Annotated in this window: 21 protein-coding genes and 1 pseudogene; 4 read left to right on the top strand and 18 right to left on the bottom strand. The window is 36.5% G+C overall.

Going from position 1 to position 21086, the window contains the following annotated elements; translation table 11 throughout:
• Window positions 1-64: 64 nt before the first annotated feature.
• Window positions 65-2254, bottom strand: a complete 2190-nt coding sequence (locus tag HMPREF0868_RS00100; RefSeq protein ID WP_012992660.1) for an ABC transporter ATP-binding protein — start codon at window positions 2252-2254, stop codon at window positions 65-67.
• A gap of 30 nt (window positions 2255-2284) precedes the next feature.
• Here HMPREF0868_RS00100 and HMPREF0868_RS08455 point away from each other — a divergent pair, with 30 nt between their 5' ends.
• On the top strand, window positions 2285-2575 hold the full coding sequence (locus tag HMPREF0868_RS08455) for a hypothetical protein (RefSeq protein WP_146024620.1): 291 nt from the start codon (window positions 2285-2287) through the stop codon (window positions 2573-2575).
• On the opposite strand, the gene HMPREF0868_RS00095 is transcribed toward HMPREF0868_RS08455, so the two are convergent.
• The 8 genes from HMPREF0868_RS00095 to HMPREF0868_RS00060 all read right to left on the bottom strand — a co-directional run bounded on the left by HMPREF0868_RS00095 (window position 2565) and on the right by HMPREF0868_RS00060 (window position 9330).
• Window positions 2565-3239: a DNA alkylation repair protein gene (locus tag HMPREF0868_RS00095; protein ID WP_012992658.1), complete on the bottom strand. Its 675-nt coding sequence runs from the start codon at window positions 3237-3239 to the stop codon at window positions 2565-2567. The genes HMPREF0868_RS08455 and HMPREF0868_RS00095 overlap by 11 nt on opposite strands.
• A gap of 41 nt (window positions 3240-3280) precedes the next feature.
• Window positions 3281-3694: a GNAT family N-acetyltransferase gene (locus tag HMPREF0868_RS00090; protein WP_012992657.1), complete on the bottom strand. Its 414-nt coding sequence runs from the start codon at window positions 3692-3694 to the stop codon at window positions 3281-3283.
• 76 nt (window positions 3695-3770) lie between these two features.
• The gene (locus tag HMPREF0868_RS00085) at window positions 3771-5099 is read right to left on the bottom strand and encodes a sensor histidine kinase (protein ID WP_012992656.1); all 1329 of its coding nucleotides are present in this window, start codon (window positions 5097-5099) and stop codon (window positions 3771-3773) included.
• A complete protein-coding gene (locus tag HMPREF0868_RS00080; RefSeq protein ID WP_012992655.1) occupies window positions 5096-5764 on the bottom strand; it encodes a response regulator transcription factor in 669 nt (222 codons plus the stop codon). The genes HMPREF0868_RS00085 and HMPREF0868_RS00080 overlap by 4 nt, the downstream gene beginning before the upstream one ends.
• A gap of 161 nt (window positions 5765-5925) precedes the next feature.
• Window positions 5926-6684 carry a phosphate ABC transporter ATP-binding protein PstB gene (gene pstB / locus HMPREF0868_RS00075; RefSeq protein WP_012992654.1) on the bottom strand — a complete coding sequence of 253 codons (759 nt, stop codon included), beginning with the start codon at window positions 6682-6684 and terminating at the stop codon, window positions 5926-5928.
• 1 nt (window position 6685) lies between these two features.
• Window positions 6686-7555, bottom strand: coding sequence for a phosphate ABC transporter permease PstA (gene pstA, locus HMPREF0868_RS00070; protein WP_012992653.1), 870 nt, complete (start codon window positions 7553-7555; stop codon window positions 6686-6688).
• 34 nt (window positions 7556-7589) lie between these two features.
• Window positions 7590-8483, bottom strand: a complete 894-nt coding sequence (gene pstC / locus HMPREF0868_RS00065; RefSeq protein ID WP_012992652.1) for a phosphate ABC transporter permease subunit PstC — start codon at window positions 8481-8483, stop codon at window positions 7590-7592.
• A gap of 16 nt (window positions 8484-8499) precedes the next feature.
• A complete protein-coding gene (locus HMPREF0868_RS00060; protein ID WP_012992651.1) occupies window positions 8500-9330 on the bottom strand; it encodes a phosphate ABC transporter substrate-binding protein in 831 nt (276 codons plus the stop codon).
• A gap of 221 nt (window positions 9331-9551) precedes the next feature.
• Between HMPREF0868_RS00060 and HMPREF0868_RS00055 the strand changes: the two genes are divergently transcribed.
• Window positions 9552-10037, top strand: coding sequence for an NUDIX hydrolase (locus HMPREF0868_RS00055; RefSeq protein ID WP_012992650.1), 486 nt, complete (start codon window positions 9552-9554; stop codon window positions 10035-10037).
• A 159-nt stretch (window positions 10038-10196) separates the two neighbouring features.
• Here HMPREF0868_RS00055 and HMPREF0868_RS08595 read toward each other — a convergent pair whose 3' ends face one another.
• The 4 genes and pseudogenes from HMPREF0868_RS08595 to HMPREF0868_RS08590 all read right to left on the bottom strand — a co-directional run bounded on the left by HMPREF0868_RS08595 (window position 10197) and on the right by HMPREF0868_RS08590 (window position 11768).
• Window positions 10197-10376: a hypothetical protein gene (locus tag HMPREF0868_RS08595; RefSeq protein WP_242821315.1), complete on the bottom strand. Its 180-nt coding sequence runs from the start codon at window positions 10374-10376 to the stop codon at window positions 10197-10199.
• Window positions 10366-10823, bottom strand: a pseudogene (locus HMPREF0868_RS00050) (class I SAM-dependent DNA methyltransferase). Before HMPREF0868_RS00050 ends, HMPREF0868_RS08595 begins: the two are co-directional and overlap by 11 nt.
• Before the next feature lie 53 nt (window positions 10824-10876).
• Window positions 10877-11602 carry a GIY-YIG nuclease family protein gene (locus tag HMPREF0868_RS00045; protein WP_012992647.1) on the bottom strand — a complete coding sequence of 242 codons (726 nt, stop codon included), beginning with the start codon at window positions 11600-11602 and terminating at the stop codon, window positions 10877-10879.
• Entirely contained in the window at window positions 11586-11768 is a 183-nt protein-coding gene (locus tag HMPREF0868_RS08590) for a hypothetical protein (RefSeq protein ID WP_242821314.1), read from the bottom strand. Before HMPREF0868_RS08590 ends, HMPREF0868_RS00045 begins: the two co-directional genes overlap by 17 nt.
• Window positions 11769-12719: 951 nt before the next feature.
• Here HMPREF0868_RS08590 and HMPREF0868_RS00040 point away from each other — a divergent pair.
• On the top strand, window positions 12720-13499 hold the full coding sequence (locus HMPREF0868_RS00040) for a ParA family protein (protein WP_012992644.1): 780 nt from the start codon (window positions 12720-12722) through the stop codon (window positions 13497-13499).
• Between the two features lie 121 nt (window positions 13500-13620).
• Window positions 13621-14589, top strand: a complete 969-nt coding sequence (locus tag HMPREF0868_RS00035; protein ID WP_012992643.1) for a ParB/RepB/Spo0J family partition protein — start codon at window positions 13621-13623, stop codon at window positions 14587-14589.
• 96 nt (window positions 14590-14685) lie between these two features.
• On the opposite strand, the gene gyrB is transcribed toward HMPREF0868_RS00035, so the two are convergent.
• From gyrB to dnaA, 5 genes are all read right to left on the bottom strand, one after another.
• Window positions 14686-16776, bottom strand: coding sequence for a DNA topoisomerase (ATP-hydrolyzing) subunit B (gene gyrB, locus HMPREF0868_RS00030; protein WP_012992642.1), 2091 nt, complete (start codon window positions 16774-16776; stop codon window positions 14686-14688).
• 42 nt (window positions 16777-16818) lie between these two features.
• Window positions 16819-17097 carry an extracellular matrix regulator RemB gene (remB, locus tag HMPREF0868_RS00025; RefSeq protein WP_012992641.1) on the bottom strand — a complete coding sequence of 93 codons (279 nt, stop codon included), beginning with the start codon at window positions 17095-17097 and terminating at the stop codon, window positions 16819-16821.
• 21 nt (window positions 17098-17118) lie between these two features.
• Window positions 17119-18267 carry a DNA replication/repair protein RecF gene (gene recF, locus HMPREF0868_RS00020; protein WP_012992640.1) on the bottom strand — a complete coding sequence of 383 codons (1149 nt, stop codon included), beginning with the start codon at window positions 18265-18267 and terminating at the stop codon, window positions 17119-17121.
• A 63-nt stretch (window positions 18268-18330) separates the two neighbouring features.
• Window positions 18331-19434, bottom strand: coding sequence for a DNA polymerase III subunit beta (gene dnaN, locus HMPREF0868_RS00015; RefSeq protein WP_012992639.1), 1104 nt, complete (start codon window positions 19432-19434; stop codon window positions 18331-18333).
• 242 nt (window positions 19435-19676) lie between these two features.
• On the bottom strand, window positions 19677-20993 hold the full coding sequence (dnaA, locus tag HMPREF0868_RS00010) for a chromosomal replication initiator protein DnaA (RefSeq protein WP_012992638.1): 1317 nt from the start codon (window positions 20991-20993) through the stop codon (window positions 19677-19679).
• Window positions 20994-21086: the final 93 nt, after the last annotated feature.

The raw sequence follows: 21086 nt of genomic DNA, 5'->3' as shown, positions 1-21086 counted from the left end.
CAGCAAACATCGGTGCCCAACCGCCAAGCGTCTGATACATAGCCCCATTTATGCAAATGTTTTGCTACATAGATACGGTATAAAGCGAGTAGAAATAAGCTTTTTGAGCCATAAGGTCATCAAACCGCCCCCGCTCAATAAGTTCCCCATCTTTCATAACCAGAATTTCATCATATTGCTTAAGCGCATTCACATCTAAACGGTGTGTAATTACCAGACGAAGGATACCCTGCAAATCAAGGATGGACTGAGTGACGTTCGCACTCGTCTCATTATCCAACGCACTAGTAGCCTCATCAACCAACAAAATCTCAGATTTTTTCAACAAGCTACGTGCAATAGCAATCCGCTGCTTCTCACCACCAGAAAGATGACTTCCGTTCTCACCGCACTGATAATCCTTACCCTTAGCAGCAATCAAATCATCCAACCCAGCCAAATGAATCACTTGATCTACCTCTGACACCGGGAAAGGCTTAAACAACGTAATATTATCCAAAATTGATGCATCAAACACAAAAACCGATTGCTGCATAAGAGTTATTTTATCGTAAAGCGAGCTCTTACTCACTTTGCTCAGTTCATGGTTATTAAGCCGCACACTGCCCTCGTAATCCGTGTAGTATCCCATAAGCAGATTAATCAAACTACTCTTGCCCGACCCGGAAGGGCCAACTATGGCATAAGATTTACCAGCCTGCAAGCTGAGATTGACATGTTTCAATACCTTATGCTCTACATCATAAGCATAAGAAACATCACTCAAAACAAGACTTGCAACAGGTTCGTCAAGTATATCACCCAAATCTTCCTTGGCCGTACGCATATAATTCGCCATTTTGGCAACAAGCTTTTTCGCACCGCGCATCTCCCCCAATATTTTGGGCAAACTGGCAATCGGCTGCAGCACACCATTCATCAAATTAGTAAAAGCAAGCACCATACCAGCGGTAATATACCCTATCTGGGCATTAACCATCCACGCACCAACCAGTAACACACCCAATTGAGTAAAAAGACTGGAAACCGTACCAAACGCCGAAACCGTTACCATAGTTTTCTCGCGCAGTTTCTTAGTATGCTCAAGTTCCATTGACTGACTCCGGTAACGGCCGACAACCTCCTGTTCCGCCTTAAAACTCTTAACGACTGATACACCACCCAAAACGTCCTTAGTCAAAGCCGTATAAAGTTCATTTGACTTAGAAACCTGTTCCTCTCGCTTGGCAATACCGCCGGCCGTAACTAGCGAACACGCCATCGGAAGCGTAGCAACCGCAAGCGCAATAACCGTAAGCAGAGGGCTATAGTAAATCATGAGTGCAAGCGAAGTTAACAACATAACAACGTTTTCCGCCAGGCTGAAGATCTGTTTCAAATACTTTTCTTGTATACGCTCACAATCGTTAGTCAGCACCGAAAGATATGCCCCGGAATTAGCACATAAGAAATCACTATAACTCTTTTTAAACAGCCTTTTAATAACCGCCTCTTTATACTGATTCATTGCTTTTTCAAGGAAATGTGGATACACACTGTGCTTGATGGCAAATAATGCAGTTATAGTTAGTATAAAGCAAGCTACAATTAGCAGAATGCCCCTAAACGTAAATTGACTTTTGCCGGCCATGTAATCGAATATTACTTGCAGAATCCAGGAAATAGCGGCAGAAATGACTGAAAATGCAATAAAAATTATCATTGACAGGCAAGTAACAAGCTTATTTTCCTTAAAAAACAGCTTAACGTAGCTCTTGGCATCAGTCATAGCATTAGAAGCTTTCCTCATAATGTATTCCTTTCTATTACTTTCTGATACTTTCTCCCGGCATTCTTTGTTCACAATAATTCCGCAGATGACAATAAGGACGCCCACCGCTGCTAATGACAGAGGAAGCTTTGTCGACTCCACCTTACCAGTCTTAGGGATGATCCCCTGCTTCTTCGTAGAAACAATCGGCACAAAATTTTCTGGCACTGATAAAGATTCCGGCTGTAACTTTAGTTCAAATATAGATGCCGACAGAGAAACCGATGGAAAAACTTGGCTTGGCTCAAGTTCCGTGACAGCCAGCTTCGGCGTATGATCTGGATCAGGTGCCGGAATAGGCGGATTCACCTTAGGATCCGGCCCAGGTGCCGGGTCAGCTTTCTTCGTAAAGACTTCATAAACGATTATATCACTATTTACCGGAGTATCGCCAGTAAATACCGCCCCATTACCACTGCGCTCGCAATAAAAATATGCCGTCATACTTAGGGTCTATTTGAGTATCATTCCATATTGAGCAAAGGGAATTCACACAAGCAATTTATCGCCATTGTTGAGCTTATATTCAACTATAAATTTGCTATAGCCGCTTGTTTTGGCAGGGTATATATTGCTTTCACTACAAGAAAGATGATACCCCTCGGGTATCCCGGCAATGCCAACCGTAATAGTCAGTTTTTCCCCCAGCGCATAATTGCCGACCACCCGCCGACAGCCAAAATCCGGGTCTTGCTTAACTTCAGTTTTATTCCCATCTTCATCCCCGACAGTAATTTGGAGACGGAAAAATTTGTTATCGTTTGAGTGTTTTTAAATATTCTTTTTGTTCCGGTGTAATGCGCTTACTTTCCCGAGCTTTTTGGATTGTCATATTGTGAGTTTGTATATCTAATTGATGATTTTCGATGTATTTTATGGCCGTCTCCCATTGCTTTGCCAACGCGGTAGCAAAGAACCAAGCAACCATCATCCGAACGTAATAATCTTCACTTTTAACCGAAACAGGTATTGCCAAATACTCAGGCTTAAAATCAGCATCAAGGAAATGCGACATTAACATCTCAATTTCAAAACGACAAGTATATGTCTTTCCCGATACAGACCATTCTTTTATTTTTTTCAAAAGTGCCGGTTTATTAACTTTGAAAATCTTTGGCGACATAATATCGCAGACAGCCCAATTATCTACATAAGGTAAAAACGCATCAACTGCCGCAATACAGGCATCATAGTCTTTTATTTCAGAAACAAGGAGACCATGAAGCATATTTTCATCATAGAATTTATGTGGCAAAGCTGCCAGAAATTTATCCACTTCCGGGGCCTTCGCAATTATTTTAGCAAGCCTTCTTGCTTCCGGGACTCGAACCCCTATAAACAGTTCTCGCGGAATATTTGGGACCAATTTCGCCTGGAAATCGGCGTATGATATATCTTGCAACGCCAATAATTCGTCTTTTATATTCATGCCTCACCTTTTATATTCATGCCTTACACCCAAGCTTTCAATTACGCATCCACATTAACTCTGATGAATGAAACACAGCCGGACTCATCTGAAGCAGTAAATCCGACAGAACGATAGAAACCTTTAGTTTTTTCTGTATTATCCGTCAACAATTCCATCTGATAGACATCCTTATACTTGTCCATAAGTGCCTTGAGTAGCTTCGTTCCGATACCTTTCCTCTGGTATTCCGGTAAAACAATGATATCTTGCACAAACACAATCGTCTGCCCGTCACCGACCGCCCGGATAATTCCTACTAATTGATCAGAATTGTATGCGCCTAGCACACACAGCGAACCGGCATATGCCTGTTCAAGAACATTAATCCGCTCCAAATAATTAGTCCATCCTACGCTGCGATAAAAATTAACAATTTCGTCCAGCTGAAAATTTTTGTATTCTCTGATTTCCATAGTTAAGTTACCCACTCCTCATTGCTTCGCACAGACATTTGTATAAGCCAAAATTACTTCACATTGGCCATTTGTATCAACCAAAGATAATTGTAAAGCTTGTACCAATACCGGGTGTACTATCTAGTATGATTTTCGCCGAATGCAATTCAACGATATGCTTGACTATTGCCAAACCCAAGCCCGTGCCGCCGGTTGCCTTAGAGCGACTCTTGTCAACGCGATAAAAGCGTTGAAAGATTTTCACCTGTTCAGTTGAAGGAATACCTATACCGTCATCTTTGACAAGCAGTTTCGGTCTACCATTATCCGTGCTAACTTTTATTAGCACATGCCCCCCCGGTGAATTGTAGAAAATTGCATTAACAACTAAATTATCTACTAATTCTTTCAACATTTCTTGGTTCCCGTGCACGATACACTTTTCCAGTTGCAAATTCAGCTTAATTTTATGTTGCGTGGCGTTAAGCTGCAAGGTATTTATAGATTCCTCAACAATTTTAGCTAAATCTACATCGTTAAATAATGGTTGACGTTCACTACGATCTAATTCTGCTAAGCGAATAATGTCATTAATAAGCCCAAGCAGACGCCCGGCACACTTTTGGATCTCCTGATAAAAATGCATTTTCTGTTCCGCCCCTACCATATTTGCCGCCAACAATTCAGCGTATCCGGAAATAGCTGTCAGCGGAGTCTTTAATTCGTGCGAAACGTTTGCCGTGAAATCTTGCCTATCTTTGGCTGCTGCCAATATCTCCATATGTTGAGTTCTAATAATATCACTGAACGGAGCTAATTCTTTGTAAGGTGCCTGAAAATCTTTATTAGTTATATCCAAAGCCATTGCTTCAATCGGCTTAATCAACTGACTTGTCAACAGATGTGATAAAGCTATGCAAACAACTAGGATCAACAGCAAAACAAGTGCAATTATCGGCATGGCTGAGATAATAATCGTACCGATACTGTCAGATTCTGTTGCTAAGCGCAAAATCGTACCATTAGATAAACGCAGAGCATAGTAAAAAGTATCTTTATTCAATGTGCTAGAATATCGAACGACCTGACCTTCTCCCAAATTAGATGCAGCTTTAACCTCTTGACGATCAGCATGGTTACTAAGTTGAGCAGCTGAAAAATCATTATCAAATAGTACTCTTCCGTCGACATCTATCCAAGTTATACGCAACGATTGAGACAAATGCTTAAGTTCATTGCACCGCTCAACATGATCAAAATTGGTAAATAAGTCGCTACTTTGCAAAAGTTGCGCATTCAAGCGCAAATCCTTTTCCACTTGTGCTTGAAACAATCGATAATACACACTAATCATAGCGATAACAGTGGCTGTAATTGCCAGAATGGCAATGCCGATTAGCCGCAAATTAATTTTCTGTTTCATTTGATAACATAGCCCACATTTCTAACTGTACAAATTCTTCCACCATAGCTGCCTAATTTTTGCCTCAATGTTTTTATGTGCATATCGAGGGTACGTGAGTTTAACTCATGGTCAGTGCCCCAGACCTTATCCATCAAAGTATCACGGCTTAAAACGATGCCTTTATTAGCCAGCATAAAATAGATCAATTCAAATTCTTTATAGGTTAAATCAACTAACTTTCCGGCAATGGCAATTTCGCGTTTGGCACTGTTGACGGTCAATGCATCCAGCTGCAATTCAACAATTGACGGTTTCTGAGTACGACGTAACAAAGCCTTAACCCTCGCCATCAATTCAAGGACCGAAAACGGTTTTTTGATGTAATCATCAGCCCCATTTTCCATACCTTTGACCAAATCAAGATCACTCGTTTTAGCCGTCACCATAATTACCGGCAGACCAGCTGTATGTGAGTCCATCCGCAGCTTTTTTAAAATAACATCCCCCGGTTCATCAGGTAACATAATATCAAGTATACACAATTCCGGCTGCATCTTTTCTAATTGACGATAAAAAGCAGTTGCACAGGCAAATTCCCACACTTGGTGTCCAGCGTTTAATAGCGCGAATTTCTCAATCTCACGAATATTATCATCATCCTCTACGATATAAATAAGCGCCATTATCTCACCTCTTTAGCTTATTATACCTGATCAGTCTTATTATCTGGCAGTATTACACCCGGCAGTATTATGCCTGGGCAGTATTATGACTGGGCAGCATATTCAGTTGTTTATAGTACATAGCTTTTTCGCCCATTTCAAAATTTTATTATCTACCGGCATCAGCCAAAACGACCAGTAATATAGTCCTCCGTTCGCTTGTCCCGTGGGCAAGCGAAAATTTCTTTTGTCGTACCATATTCTACCATTTCACCCACTAAGAAAAAGGCTGTATAGTCTGAAACGCGCACAGCTTGTTGCATATTATGTGTCACCACCACAACCGTATATTTTTGTTTCAACGTCTGCATGAGTTCTTCTATTTTAGCGGTCGAAATAGGATCAAGTGCCGATGTCGGTTCATCCATTAAAATAATCTCAGGATCAACAGCTAATGCTCTTGCTATACAAAGGCGTTGTTGCTGGCCTCCTGATAACCCTAAAGCAGAAGTCTGTAATCTATCTTTAACTTCAGGCCAAAGCGCAGCACCTTGCAAGCTCCTTTCTACAATCTCATTAAGTTGACGCTTCTCTTTAATACCATGCACACGGGGGCCATAAGCCACATTATCAAAAATGGTCATAGGGAAAGGGTTGGCTTGCTGAAACACCATCCCGACTTTTTTACGCAATTTGCTCAAGTCGACGTCCGAACTATAGATGTTGACCCCATTTATAGCCACCTGCCCGGTAATTTTAACATTAGCAATTAAATCATTCATACGATTTAAAGTTTTGAGAAATGTCGATTTACCACAACCTGACGGGCCAATAAAAGCCGTTATACTTTTTTCAAAGATGTTAATATTCACATGCTTTAGGGCTTGAACAGCGCCATAATATAAGTTCAAATCTTCCACAGATATTTTATTGCCTTTCATCTCATCCTACCTTTCGTTTGCTAATTAAGTTCTTAAGCAGAAATTTTATTAATAAATTACTTGCCAAAGTGATACATAACAAAACTACCGCTATCCCAAAAGCCGTAGTAAAATCGCCATCACTGGTAGCAGATAGATACATTTGTATAGTCAGGGTACCTCCGGATTGAAAGGGTTTGTGCAAAAGCGCTGCCAGGTTTTTAGGCAAAAATTTAGCACTACCGGCTGTAAATAGTAAGGCTGCTGATTCACCAACAATACGTCCAACAGCTAAAATGATACCGGTTAAAATGCCCGGCAGGGCAGCGGGTAATAAAACTGTCCGTATCATATGCCATTTGCCACTGCCTAAAGCAATTGCAGCACTGCGGTACATAACCGGCACAGCCTTCAAAGCTTCTTCTGTATTTCTCGTTAGCAAAGGTAAAATCATCAAAATAAGTGTCAGTGCACCTGTCAATAAGGAATAACCCAGACCCAATTTTTCGCCAAAAAACAACATACCGAACAAGCCAAATATAATCGATGGTATGCCGGCCAACGTCTCAGTGGCAAATTCAATTAGCGAAACCAACCTGCTCCGCTCAGCATATTCACTAAGATAGATCGCACTGCCTATACCTAACGGCGCAGCTATAACCATGGTTAGAATAATAATCAAACAGGTATTGACAATATTTCCCGCGATACCTGCCTTCCCCGTAAGTACACTTTTTACCCCAGTCAAAAATTCCCAAGTAACCGTCCGACTGCCCCGCCAAAACACATAAAAAATTATTCCTGCCAACAAGGAAACAGCAAAAGCTGCACATAGATAAACCAAGCTGCGCAACAGACAATCCTTTAGTTTTCTGCCTTTTAATGCCATCATAGATTCACCTTTAGATTTCTGCCTTTTAACACTCTCATAGATTCACCTTTCTCCTCGCCCGCAACAAAATAAAATTCACCAATAAAATAAATCCATAAAGAATTAGACCAACTGTAAATAGTACCTGACGATGCAAGCCGGAAGCATAACTCATTTCACTGACTAACTGCGTAGTCAAAGTACGCACTGAATTAAACGGCAAGGGAAAATTAACAGCTCCTCCGGCAACCATATTAATCGCCATCGCTTCACCCAATGCTCGGCCTATGCCTAAGACAATCCCAGTCAAAATACCTGATTTGGCAGCTGGAATTACAACTAAAAATATTGTCTGTTCCCTAGTTGCGCCCAAAGCTAAAGAAGCTGCACGTAAATTTAATGCTACAGAACGTAAAGAACTGGTACTAACACTAATCACAGTTGGCAAAATCATAATTGCTAAAACAATGACAGCTGCCAATAAATTTGCTCCACCGGTAAATTGATGCGCTTTATCGCCAGCGAAACAGATTTTTTCCAATTTATATAAGCATGGGTTAAGTAACATCATGCCCAAGAGACCGTATATAACCGATGGAACAGCAGCTAACAATTCCACCGCATTAGCAACTACTGCTGCTACCATTTTATTAGCCATTTCGGTTAAAAAAACCGCCGTCAACAACGCAATGGGTACAGCAATCATAACAGATAAACATGTCGCAAACAAAGAAGTTAAAATTATATACTGAATACCGTAGGCAGGCTGAGGGGCAGTTGGTTGCCAAGCAGATTGCCCCAACAAATTGCCAATACCTACCACCTTAAAAGTTGGAACCCCTTTCAAGAAGAGGTATATGCTTATTGCCAAAACAGCCAATATTGCCATTGTCGCACAAATCAAACAAACATTGGCTGCTAATCGTTCAATAATTGTTTTTTTACGCATTACAGGCTCCTACTTACTATGGGATAATCAAGCCAACTTTTTTAATAATTTCCTTGCCAGCTGCCGATTGCACATATTTAAACCATGCCTGCGACATTTTGTTTTGTTCAGTTATTTCACCTTTAGTTGCCATGACAAAAGGTCTCTGCAATTTGTATTTTCCAGCCAGGATTTCTTTTTCCGTCGCTGAAACACCATTTAATTTGAGACAAGTAACAGTATTGTCAACAACATTCAACGACACATACCCAATAGCCCCTGGCGTTGCAGCCACTTTCGCTAAGACAGCTCCGGTAGAATCCGGCTCTTGAGCGTACTTGCAATTATTTTTAATTTTGAGAATTTCCTCAAAAGCATCTCTCGTACCTGAGCCTGCTTCACGCCCAAGAACGATAATCTGCTCATTCTTGCCACCTAATTCTTGCCATTTTTTTATCTCACCCGTATAAATCTTTACCAACTGTTCAGTCGTAATATCATTGACCAGATTTGCCTTATTTGAAATCACAGCAATACCATCAATAGCAACAATATTTTCTACTAATCCCCCTGATTTTTCGTTTGCTTTCAAAGGACGAGAAGAATTGCCAATGTCAACCGAACCAGCAGCTAGAGCTTCTAAGCCAGCACTTGAGCCTGTATATTCAACAGTAACAGAGATCTCATGATTGGCGGCCATAAAACCGTCTGCCAGCGCATCACATAATTTTTGCATTGAAGTTGATCCGGCTAATTTTACAGTGCCGCTTACACTTTCGCTATTGCCAGAGCTTGAATATTTGCTACAAGCGGCCGAACCGGTTACAAACCCTAAGATTAGTAGGGCACTAATCAATTGTTTTTTCATACATTATCCTCTTTCCTAAAAACGTTGTGAAATATTCTTCATTCTGCCTTTTTAGGATAATTAGTATATGTAAAGTCCAAAGCTCGCCTTATGTAAAGTACAGGTAAAATTATTTGATCAATGCCGAATTCTCTAGTCCCCTGCTAAATCAACTGTCAAATATGTGATAATATAGTTATAAAATCGAGTTGCGAACAAATTTGAGTTTATGGGAGATATATATGGAACATGATTGTTGTTTTAGAAAAGACAATAAGTGGTTTAGATATAGGGCAGCAGCAATTATAGTCGAAGATAATTGCGTATTGTTTGCCAGGAACGAAGTCAACGATTATTACTACTCCATAGGCGGAGGAGTACATTTAGGAGAAACCTCTGAAGATGCCGTAAAAAGGGAAGTATTTGAAGAAACAGGTGTCGAATATGAAGTAGATCATCTTGCGGTGATACACGAAAATTTCTTTTATGGGGATTACGACTTAAAAGGTGTCGACTGCCACGAGATTGCCTTCTATTACATGATGAAACCGAAGGGTAATAAGAAGCTTAACAGCCACAGCGTTACCATGGACGGTGTAAAAGAAACTATGCACTGGATCCCGATCGAAGACCTTAGTAGTTATAAAGCTTTTCCATCTTTTATGAAAGACTATCTTCAGTCAGAGCATAGCGGCGTTGAGCATATCATTACAAATGAAAGAGTTTAAGCAACTATTATTTCCCGGCAAACCTCCTCTCATAGCAGAATTCTTTTAAGAAGTATTTGCTAAAGCTATTGTGCATAATTACTCCCCAACAATAACTATATCTTATGGTCTGTGAAAAAACTTTGACAGTTTTATTTGTAATAGGCAGGAGTTGGACTCTTAAAAACAAAAAGTATTTTTCAATGTAATTAACCCCGCACATTTAGAAAATTTTTCAAATTTTGTTCTCGGGAAGTAAGATGAAAACTCATCTATCACAAAATAAATTTCATCATTGTCCCATTCATCTCCTACTTCTTTCATGCATTTATCATGCTCATCACGAGTTTCAAATGCCACATCTGCAATATATAACTCCACCTTTATTTAATAGATCAAATAATCTTTTTAATAAAATTACTTTTTCAGAATCAGTTAAATGATGAAGTGAGTATGCGGCAATTATGACATCGTATTTGCTTTCTAAGAGTGGAACTGCCAACCCCTTAGAAAAATCCCCCTCGAAAAGCTCAGCTTCAGGCATTTTTTTTGCGCTATCTCCAGCATTCTTTTAGAAAAATCTTGCCCGTATATTTTAAGCCCACGTTCATATAGACTTGATATTAAAGTTCCTGTTCCAAACCCAATATCCAAGACAGACTTATATGATGCGTTTAATATACGATTATATATTTCATTTAATATCTTTTTATATCCCGCAAATGGATATGATTCATCCCTATCGTAAATAGCAACACTTTCATCGTAATTATCAGCCCATAAATCAAATCCTTTGTTATTTAACATTTTGACTCACCCTAGTTTTATTACCTCTTTTTTGTTCATTCAGGCACCATTTTTTATATTTCTCTTTCTTCTAACATTTTTAGCGAGATACCATTTTCTGTTTTCCAGTCGGTCTTACCGTTTGTTGTCATTCCTAAAACAAATGAAGCAGCATAAGATGGACTCTTAAACAAATAATTCTTGGTGAGCACGCCGTCTTTAATTTCGTTATTTTGTTTGCACCGCTGTCTTAGCTCTTTTATGGTATCTGGGATAGCATTAGAATCTGTTTCTTCAATCTGGCTTCCTACTAATACCACAAAGCCCTCGTTTGTTCGTTTGCAATGTGCTTCTATGGTTTTATGCGATCGCTTAATCTTTCGAGAAAGACTTAATAACAGTTCATTATCGTCTTGCTCTTCAACTACAGATGTTTGCGTTTTTACCAAAGGCACAAAAATCTTATAGCCTAGAACACCAAGCATCATCTTAAACTGATCAACATAAACTTCTAACTCCGATTCTTTTTCTTCCGTCACATTACCAGGGTTAGGATCATTACCATTCCTTACTTTATAACGATCAGTATCAATAGCAAGGTTGGTGAATTTGTTTTCAAGGTAGCTTATTTCCGTTGGGCCCCAAGAATTGTCACTTGTCGTAAACATAACTGCTTCACTAAAGTAAAAATCGTCTTTTAGGTGTTCATTAACTCTAAAAAGAACACCTTCACCGTTTTTCCTGATGCCCGCTTGCCCGATGTATACTTCATCCTCGTCATCATCATTTTTGCCAAACAAAAAAATAAACGCCGCACTGCTTGAGTTGCGCTCTATTCTTACATTTATCTAGATAGGTTCTAGGAACTTTATAAGCTAAACCGCTCCAACTAGGAAGCGTGCATTTAATACGCCCAGTAACATCGCCGTCCATTAAGAAAAGGTTAAAAGTTTTTCCGTTACTCATAGAAAGTTATCTCCACCAGAACTAAGTACATCTATTATACCTACCTAATGAACATTTTACCAACAAAATGCTTATTATTTATCACATCAATTTATGTTAAATTTGTGAAGTACATGAACCGAAACACAATGAATACTTGTGCCCTTTTGCTATAGATTGAAAGAATCTATATAACGAATCCCGCTTACTCCTAAAAAAATTGCACTAGCAAGATGAGAAAAATAAAACTCTTTTTTGCTTTATCGCCTTTTATTTTCCCATATTTCCGCTTAAAAGGAGAAATTGAAACAGCCTTTGTTTTGTATCATAGCAATCACAGATTATACGATAATTATTTTGTTTTTAAATTAACTGACGTTAAAAGGCATACTTATCAATTCCAAGCAATTTAAATATTGTCTGGATTTTTTCTTCCTTCGCATTTATTTTCGCACATACCAAATTGTTTCACGTGAAACATTTCTTGCTTTTGTTTTCACAACAATTAAGTAAAGAAGTGTTATGATCAACCAGTTCTTATTTTTTAGCCATACTTTAAAGCTTTCAAAGAGCTATTGATCGGCTCCACCAATTTCACATTCCCTATAACTACAATATCTTTAATTTCGCGCATACCAAATTGTTTCACGTGAAACATTTCTTGCTTTTGCTTTCACAACAATTGAGTAAAAAGTGTTACGATCAACCAGGTCTTATTTTTTAGCCATACCTTAAAGCTTTCAAGGAGTATAGATCGGCTCTACCAATTTCAAATTTTCTATAACTACAATGTGTTTCTTTAATTTCGCGCATACCAAATTGTTTCACGTGAAACATTTCTTGCTTTTACTTTTATGTGAAACATCTGATAACGAAGTGCTTTGTCGCTTTTGTCGAAAATTGTCGAAATTTCGTAACCTACAAGGTTTCTACATGTGCTAAAATTATTTCATGAAACACCGGAGGTAAATTATGAGTTTAGTTTTAGCTATTGTAAATCAAAAAGGTGGCGTTGGAAAAACTACTACAACTATAAATTTATCGGCATATCTAGCTAGCAAAGCTAAAAGAACCTTACTTATAGATATGGATCCACAAGGCAACGCTACTAGTGGGTTAGGTATAGATAAAAATTCAGATTTTTCCATTTATGATGTAATAATAAATGGTGTAAAAATATCAGATACTATTAAACAAACCGGACAAAGAAATCTAAGTTTATGCCCCTCAAATATTGATTTAGCTGGAGGAGAGGTCGAATTAGTTAATAAAGACAGAAGAGAATACATTCTAAAAGCTGCAATAAGCGAGGTGCGAGAAAAATATGACTTTATTTTGATTGATTGCCCCCCGTCATTGGGTTTATTAACTTTAAATTCTTTAACTGCGGCTGACGGTGTAATAATTCCAGTTCAAAGTGAATACTATGCTCTTGAAGGTGTAACTCAGTTAATGGATACTTTAAGCTTAGTGACCGAATCACTAAATCCTGCATTAAAAATATTCGGGGTTGTGGTTACCATGTATGACAGCAGAACCATTTTAGCCCAACAAGTGAATGACGAAATAAATAAGTTTTTTAAAAATAAAACTTTTAAGACGGTAATTCCTCGTAACATTAAGCTTAGTGAAGCTCCAAGTTTTGGAAAGTCTATATATGATTATGATAGCAATTCAAAAGGAGCTCAATCTTATTATGACTTGGCAAATGAAGTAATCGATAGAAGTAAAAAATTTTGGTCTCAAAATTAGTTTTGCTTAAATTTCATACTCAACGGAATTTAACAGATATAAAGGAAGTAATAACTAGAGTACCATTAGAGTATTAATAGGCTATTATAAGGGTATTATAGAAGTATTATTGGAGGTTCACATGACAAAATTACCAAAAGGTGAAAAAAATAAATTTTCAGGTTTAGGTCGTGGTCTTGGTGCTTTACTTAATAATGAAGCAACAAATTCATTATTAAGAGAAACCGATAATCAAAATGAGTCATCATCCTACAAAACTAATGATGATAATAATCAACGTAAAGAATCTTTATTCGAAAAAAATAAGGTATATAATGTAAATATTAATTTTGTTATGCCTAACGAAAACCAGCCTCGAAAGTTTTTTGATAAGATTAAGCTCGAAGAATTAGCCAATTCAATAAAAAATAACGGGATTATTCAACCTATATTAGTAACCAAAGTCGCTAAGGATAAATATAAAATCATTGCCGGAGAGCGGAGATGGAGAGCAGCCAGATTGCTTGGGCTGAAAGAAGTTCCAATTTTAATCAGGGAATTGACTGAGTCTGAAGTATTAGAACAAGCTTTAATTGAAAATATACAACGGCAAGACTTGAACGCTATTGAAGAGGCCGAAGCACTAACACGTCTTATGGATGAACACAAATTAACTCAGGAAGAAGTTTCAGCTCGTGTTGGTAAATCACGTTCTTCGATTGCGAATACTTTAAGATTACTAAGCTTACCACAATCTGTCCAATCTTTGGTAATCCAAGATGATTTATCAGCTGGCCATGCTCGTGCCTTGGTGGCAATAAAAAACGAAGAACTACAATTAAGTTTGGCTGAAGAAGCGATAAATAAAGATCTTTCAGTACGGGATATTGAAAAAAAGATAAAAAAGGCACTAACTCCTCCAAAAGAAATAGATGCGCAAAGTGAAGCTTACAGATTAAGCTTGCAAGAAATTGAAGACTTGCTTACCAAGTCACTTGGAACAAAGGTTCAACTTCGTGAAAAAAACAATAAAGGAAGAATTGTAATTAGCTATTATTCAGCTGATGACCGGGAAAGAATCCTAGAAATTTTGGAAAATAATAACAACTAAAAATAAAACAAACTAAAAATAAGATAAGAGTGAGAAATTTTCAACTTCTCACTCTTATTTTTTAGTAGTTCACAACCTTTTTATTTACCATCAAAATTAATTATCAAGTAAAGCATATTTCGCATTGGCTTGAATAAAATCTTTTCTGGGTTTTACTTCTTCGCCCATCAATAAATTAAAAGTCTGATCTGCACTTTGTGCATCTTCCAGATCGACTCTTAATAATTTTCTCGTAGCTGGATTCATCGTTGTTTCCCATAATTGTTCTGCATCCATTTCGCCTAATCCTTTGTAACGCTGCAATTTAGGTTTATCCCATCCTTGTTCTTGCTTTATTTTTTCAACGCCGGCTTCATCATACGCATAAAAAACTTGATTATCATTTTCTACTTTAAATAATGGTGGGCAGGCAATAAAAACGTGTCCTTTTTCAACTAAAGGTTTCATATGCCGGAAGAAAAAAGTCAAAAGGAGAGTACGAATGTGTGCACCATCAACATCAGCATCTGCCATAATTATAACCTTATTATAACGTAATTTATTCAAATCAAATTCATCACCGATACCGGTTCCTAGAGCCATTACTATAGGAGATAATTTTGAATTGTTGTAAACCTTATCAACTCGAGATCTTTCAACATTGAGCATTTTACCCCACAACGGTAATATTGCTTGATATTTTCTTTCACGACCGCCTTTGGCATTTCCTCCGGCAGAGTCACCCTCAACAATGAATATTTCACATAATGTTGGATCATTTTCCTGACAATCCACTAACTTACCGGGAAGTGAAACGCTGTCAAAAGTATTTTTTCTGCGTGTCATTTCTCGTGCCTTTTTTGCAGCATCCCGAGCCCGAGAAGCAGAAATACATTTTTCCATAATAATTTTAGCAATTGCCGGATTTTCCTCTAAAAATACCGGAAATTTATCATTTATCATGGATTCTACTAAGGTGCGCATTTCACTATTACCAAGTTTAGACTTAGTTTGACCTTCAAATTGAGGTTCAGGTAGTTTAACGCTTACAATACATGTTAAACCTTCGCGACAATCCTCACCTTGTAAGTTTTTGTCATTCGTCTTAAGAAAACCGTATTTTCTTGCGTAATCATTTATTACTTTTGTAATAGCTGATTTAAATCCTGTTAAATGTGTGCCTCCTTCTGGTGTAGCAATATTGTTTGCATATGAATAAATATTTTCAGCATAAGTATTATTGTACTGTAAAGCTACTTCAACATAAGAATTATTTATGCTACTAGCAAAGTAAATGGGCTTAGGGAAAAGAGGTTCTTTATGTAAGTTCATATACTCAACAAAAGAAATTATTCCTCCATCATAATGCAACACTTTTTCTACTACTTCTTCTTCCGGACGTTCATCTCTGAAAACAATAGTAATTTCTTTATTAAGGAAAGCCATCTCCCTATACCTTGTTAACATATTGTCATAGTTGAAATGAATATCTGGAAAAATTTCTTTATCAGGCATAAAAACTGTCTTTGTTCCAGTTTCATTAATTGGACAGTGGCCAATTATTTTTAGTGGTTCGGTAACAACTCCTCTGGCAAATGAAATTTTATAAATATTGCCTTCACGTTTTACATACACATCCATCCACTCAGATAGTGCATTAACTACCGAAGCACCAACTCCATGAAGGCCACCGGAAACACTATAAGCTCCGCCACCAAATTTTCCTCCGGCATGTAGGATAGTATGAACAACTTCAACAGTAGGTATACCTTTAGTTGGATGAATTCCTATTGGAATTCCACTTCCATCATCTTCAACAGTAATGCTTCCATCATGATTTATAGTCAAATAAATCATATCGCAACGACCTGCCAAGGCTTCATCTACTGAATTAGCAACAATTTCATATACAAGATGATGTAAACCTCTTAATGTAGTGTCACCTATATACATTCCCGGACGTTTACGAACAGCCTCTAAACCTTCCAAAACTTGAATATCGCTTTCACTATATTTAGAATTATTAGATGTATCAAATTCATCTTGATTTTTTTCTAATTCAGCAAAATCATTTTTTTCGGAAAAATCTTCAACTAAAGCACACGGATTATCAGCTAAGTTAATTAACCTATCGCTATTTTCCTCATTTTCACTCAAAAATTCATCATTTTCACGGTTATCATCAGTTTTTTTAATATCTTTAGCCATTACTTTCTCCTGTTTCTATGTAAACATACTATAGCACATACCTTAATCAATGGTATTTTCCGGTAATATCATCTTATCAGACTTTAATCTGCGTCTTAAAGTTGAAGCCGAAATTGGACTTAAGTATACTTTCTCTAAAGTTATAACAATTGATTTAGGTAGATCTACGTCAATCAATTCAACCATATCATTTTTTTCAGCTAGTGCTAAAAAAAACTCATTAATACTGCCTTTATCTAAACTTTTTGTCTGTTCTATATCGATAATTGCAATAATTAATTTTCTCGGCAATTGATATTCGCCACCTATATGAATATACATCGTATTATACCATATTTCCCTTTATTTAATAAATTTACCGTTATCAATATTAAAGTATTTTATTGAAGATTTATCCGTATTTTTTGAAAAAGAAAATTCTTCAACTTGATCAGGTTCTGTACAAGTAACAAATACCTGTGCTGATTTCATAGCTCCTATAAGAGCATTACGTCGATTTTGATCTAATTCAGACATAACATCATCCAATAATAAAACCGGCCTTATGCCTGTTTTCTCAGTTAAGCATTCTAATTCTGCCAACTTTAATGCTAATACTATTGATCGTGTCTGACCCTGTGAAGCGACTAATTTAGCCTGTTTATTATTAAGGAAAAACTGCATATCGTCATGATGTGGTCCCAATGAAGTTGATCCTCGGTACAAATCATTTTGTCTTTGTTTTTGCAATTCATCATAAATATTTTGGACAACTTTCTCTTTTTCTAATTTTAGATTAGTTTTAAATGTGCATTCATATTTTAAATCAATCATTTCTGATCCAGAAGATATTTGTTGATAAAATTCTTTTGTCATATCAGAAATTTCATTTAATACTTGGATTCTTTTTGAAATTATATAGGTTACTAATTCAGCTAACTGAAAATCCCAAATGTCCATTAAACTTTGCCACTTAGAGTTAGTATTCTTATCTTTAAGCATTTTATTTCGTTGCTGAATTATTTTGACAAATTGCTGTAATTTTATAAAGTATAATTTGTCAATTTGAGAAATTAGAATATCCAAAAATCTTCTTCTTATTCCAGGTCCATCTTTAAGTAATTGCAGATCCTCCGGAGCAAAGATGACGGCATGAAAAATTCCCATCAAATCAACAATTCTTGTTAGTTCTATGCCATCATGTTTAATTATTCTTTTTCCACGCGCAGAAGAAAAATTATCTTTTTTATAAGCTATGCTCAACGTTTCGCAATACTCATCTTGGGGTATAAATTCAATTAATACCTGATAATGAAGCTGCTCAAATTTAATAAGATCTGCATCTCGAGATGTACGATGTGATCTTCCGCAAGTACAAAGATAGATTGCCTCCAATAAATTAGTTTTGCCTTGGCCATTAAAGCCATAAAAAACATTTATTTCCGGAATAAATGATGCTGTAAGATGATCATAATTGCGAAAATTTTCCAACTCTAATTTATTTATTATCATTACGGCGGCAATCTACTCTCACTTTAAATGTATTTTTCTTTAGCCTGTATGCTATTAATAGAATTATTTTCGCAAAGGCAAAATCAGGAACATAAAGTTCTTATTATTTATCGGTTCAATAATAACTGGACCTGAACTTTCATTGAAACTGACCTTTATTTTTTCATCATCGATAACCTTAAGGGCATCTATCAAATAATAAGGATTTATATCTACATCGACAGCTTTGCCTTTGAATGTAACATCAATAATCTCATGAAAATCACCTCGATTATTTATCGATGAAATTTCCATTGTTTCGCTGTCACATTTAATTGTTACAGGATATCTGTGATCATCTGGTGAAGACATCAAAATAGAGCGTTCAATACTTCCGAGTAAATCTTTGGTTTTTAATTCAATATTCGTAATTGACTGTTCCGGAAAAATGTTTCTATAGTTTATATAGTTCTCCGATATTATACGAGAAATCATGGTTTTTCTGCCAAAATCAAATATAAGTTGATTTGATTTTTTAGAAATGAGTATATTGCCAGATTCTTCAAGCATACTTAATAAGTTACGAAGCGTTTTATGAGGAATTATAAAGGAAATGTCTACCTCATCTTGATTGGCATCGTAAAAATCTGCCACGGAAACTCTAAATCCATCAATTCCAACCATTTCGATGACCTTATTTTCTTTCTTTAAAAAGCATCCGTTTAAATTTGGACGTTTCTCATCTAAACTTACGGAAAAAATAGATTTTTTTATTAATGAATATAACTCATTTTGTGGTAACGTTATCTCTTGTTTTACATTAGAATCATTTTCTACTAACGCCGGATAATCTTCAGCAGATAATCCGTGTAATTTAAACTTACTTAAGCCGCTTTGTATTAAAACGGAATAATTATTTTCTACATCAAAACTTATTGTTTCAGCAGCGGCCTTTTTGACAATTTCTCCAATAATCTTGCTATTGAGTACAACCTTACCTTGTTCTTCAATTTTTGCCGGCATTGTGTATTTAATAGCAGTTTCCATATCATAACCGGTTAAAATTAAATTATTTTCGGCATCAAACAGTATGCCCTCCAAAATAGGCATAGTTGTTCGAGTTGAAATAGCTTTTTGGACATTAGTTATAGCATCGATTAATAAGTTTTTATCACAAGTAAATTTCATGGTAACATACCTCTCTGTTATAGTTAGTTATAACTCTTCTTATTATGCCATGTTGATAAGTGCAATAAGTTGTCTCAACTCTTATATTATAGCTTTTTTTGATGTCATTTGCTGTTGATAACTGATAATAATTTGCTGATATTTTTGTTAAGCAAATGTTTATAGTGTTAATTGAGCTGTAATATAAGAGTTATTAACAAAGATTTTATCAGCTTATCCACAAGCAATGTGGATAAATTGTCTTAACCACCTAAAATGCGTTGATTCAGATCATTTACTGCTGATATTATTGTTTGATTTCCTCCTTTAATTTCATCATTAATTTTATTGAAACCGTACATTACGGTAGAATGATGTTTACCGCCGATAATTTTGCCTATTTGTTCGTATGTAAGATCGCTATGTTTAGTTAACAAATACATTGTGACTTGTCGAGCAATAGCTAAATCTTTATTTTTGTTTTTTGATTTAATCTCGTCTTCAGTGAAATTAAAATATCTGGCCACGATTGGTATTATCGTTTCAGGGGTCATACTTTTGCGTTTAGAAGGCGAAATTAAATTGTTTAAAGCAGCTTTAGCAACTGATAAATCAAGTTTACCTGAAATATAACTGTAGCTTATTACTGTCGTAAAGGCTCCCTCTAATTCACGAATACTTGAAACAAAATTGTGAGCAATATATTCTAAAATATCGTATGATACCTGAATATTCAAAAATTCGGCTCTTTTTTGTAAAATAGCCACTCTGGTTTCAAAATTAGGAATGTTTATGTCAACAATTACCCCACTGGCAAAACGCGTACGCAATCGTTCTTCCAAACTTGATAAACTGTGTGGAGGTTTATCACAAGTCATAATTATGTTACTACCATTTTCTGTCAGAGCATTAAAAGTGCTGAAAAATTCAATTTGCATCTGTTCTTTTGATTCTATAAATTGAATATCATCAATTAATAACATATCACAATTACGGTATTTTTGACGAAAAGAATCATATGAATTTTCTCTGATAGTACGAATAAATTCATTGACAAATTGCTCACAGGGAACATAAATAATATGTTTTTCAGGTTGATGTTGCTTTACGTAATTTCCTATGGCATGAAGTAAATGTGTTTTTCCCAATCCTGAACCGCCGTATAAAAATAGGGGATTGAAAACACGACTGTTTTGCGCAACTGAGACACATGCTGCATGGGCATGTGCATTACTTGAGCCTACGATAAAATTATCGAAAGTAAAGGCAGGATTAATATTTCCCTCAATTGAGGTCTGTGGCAGAGAAAAAGTGTTCTTTGTCGGAGTTTCTGCACCTTCATATGTTAATTTAATATGAAATTGTACAGGAACTATTGACATTAAAGCATTACGGAAGAAAGCTTCATACTGCTTAACTTGATCACGATTAAATTCATTAGGAGCTTCTAAAACAAAAGTGTCGCCTTCACAGGAAACAGCTTTTAGCGGAGCAATCCACGTTTTAAAAGTAATTTCCGGAATTTCTTTGGCAATTTTAATTAAAGCTTGATTCCATAAATCTTTAGCAATGATCGGCATTGAATTATCCTTTCCTAATTACGTTCAGCGCAATTAAAGTAGAAACATACTACTTAATTATAACAAAAATCAGTGGAGTTTTGTTAAAAAAAG

The organism is Mageeibacillus indolicus UPII9-5 (assembly GCF_000025225.2).
GTDB lineage: Bacteria > Bacillota > Clostridia > Saccharofermentanales > Fastidiosipilaceae > Mageeibacillus > Mageeibacillus indolicus.
The sequence above is the reverse complement of the archived record's forward strand: the minus strand, read 5'-3'. Positions and strand labels throughout refer to the sequence as shown.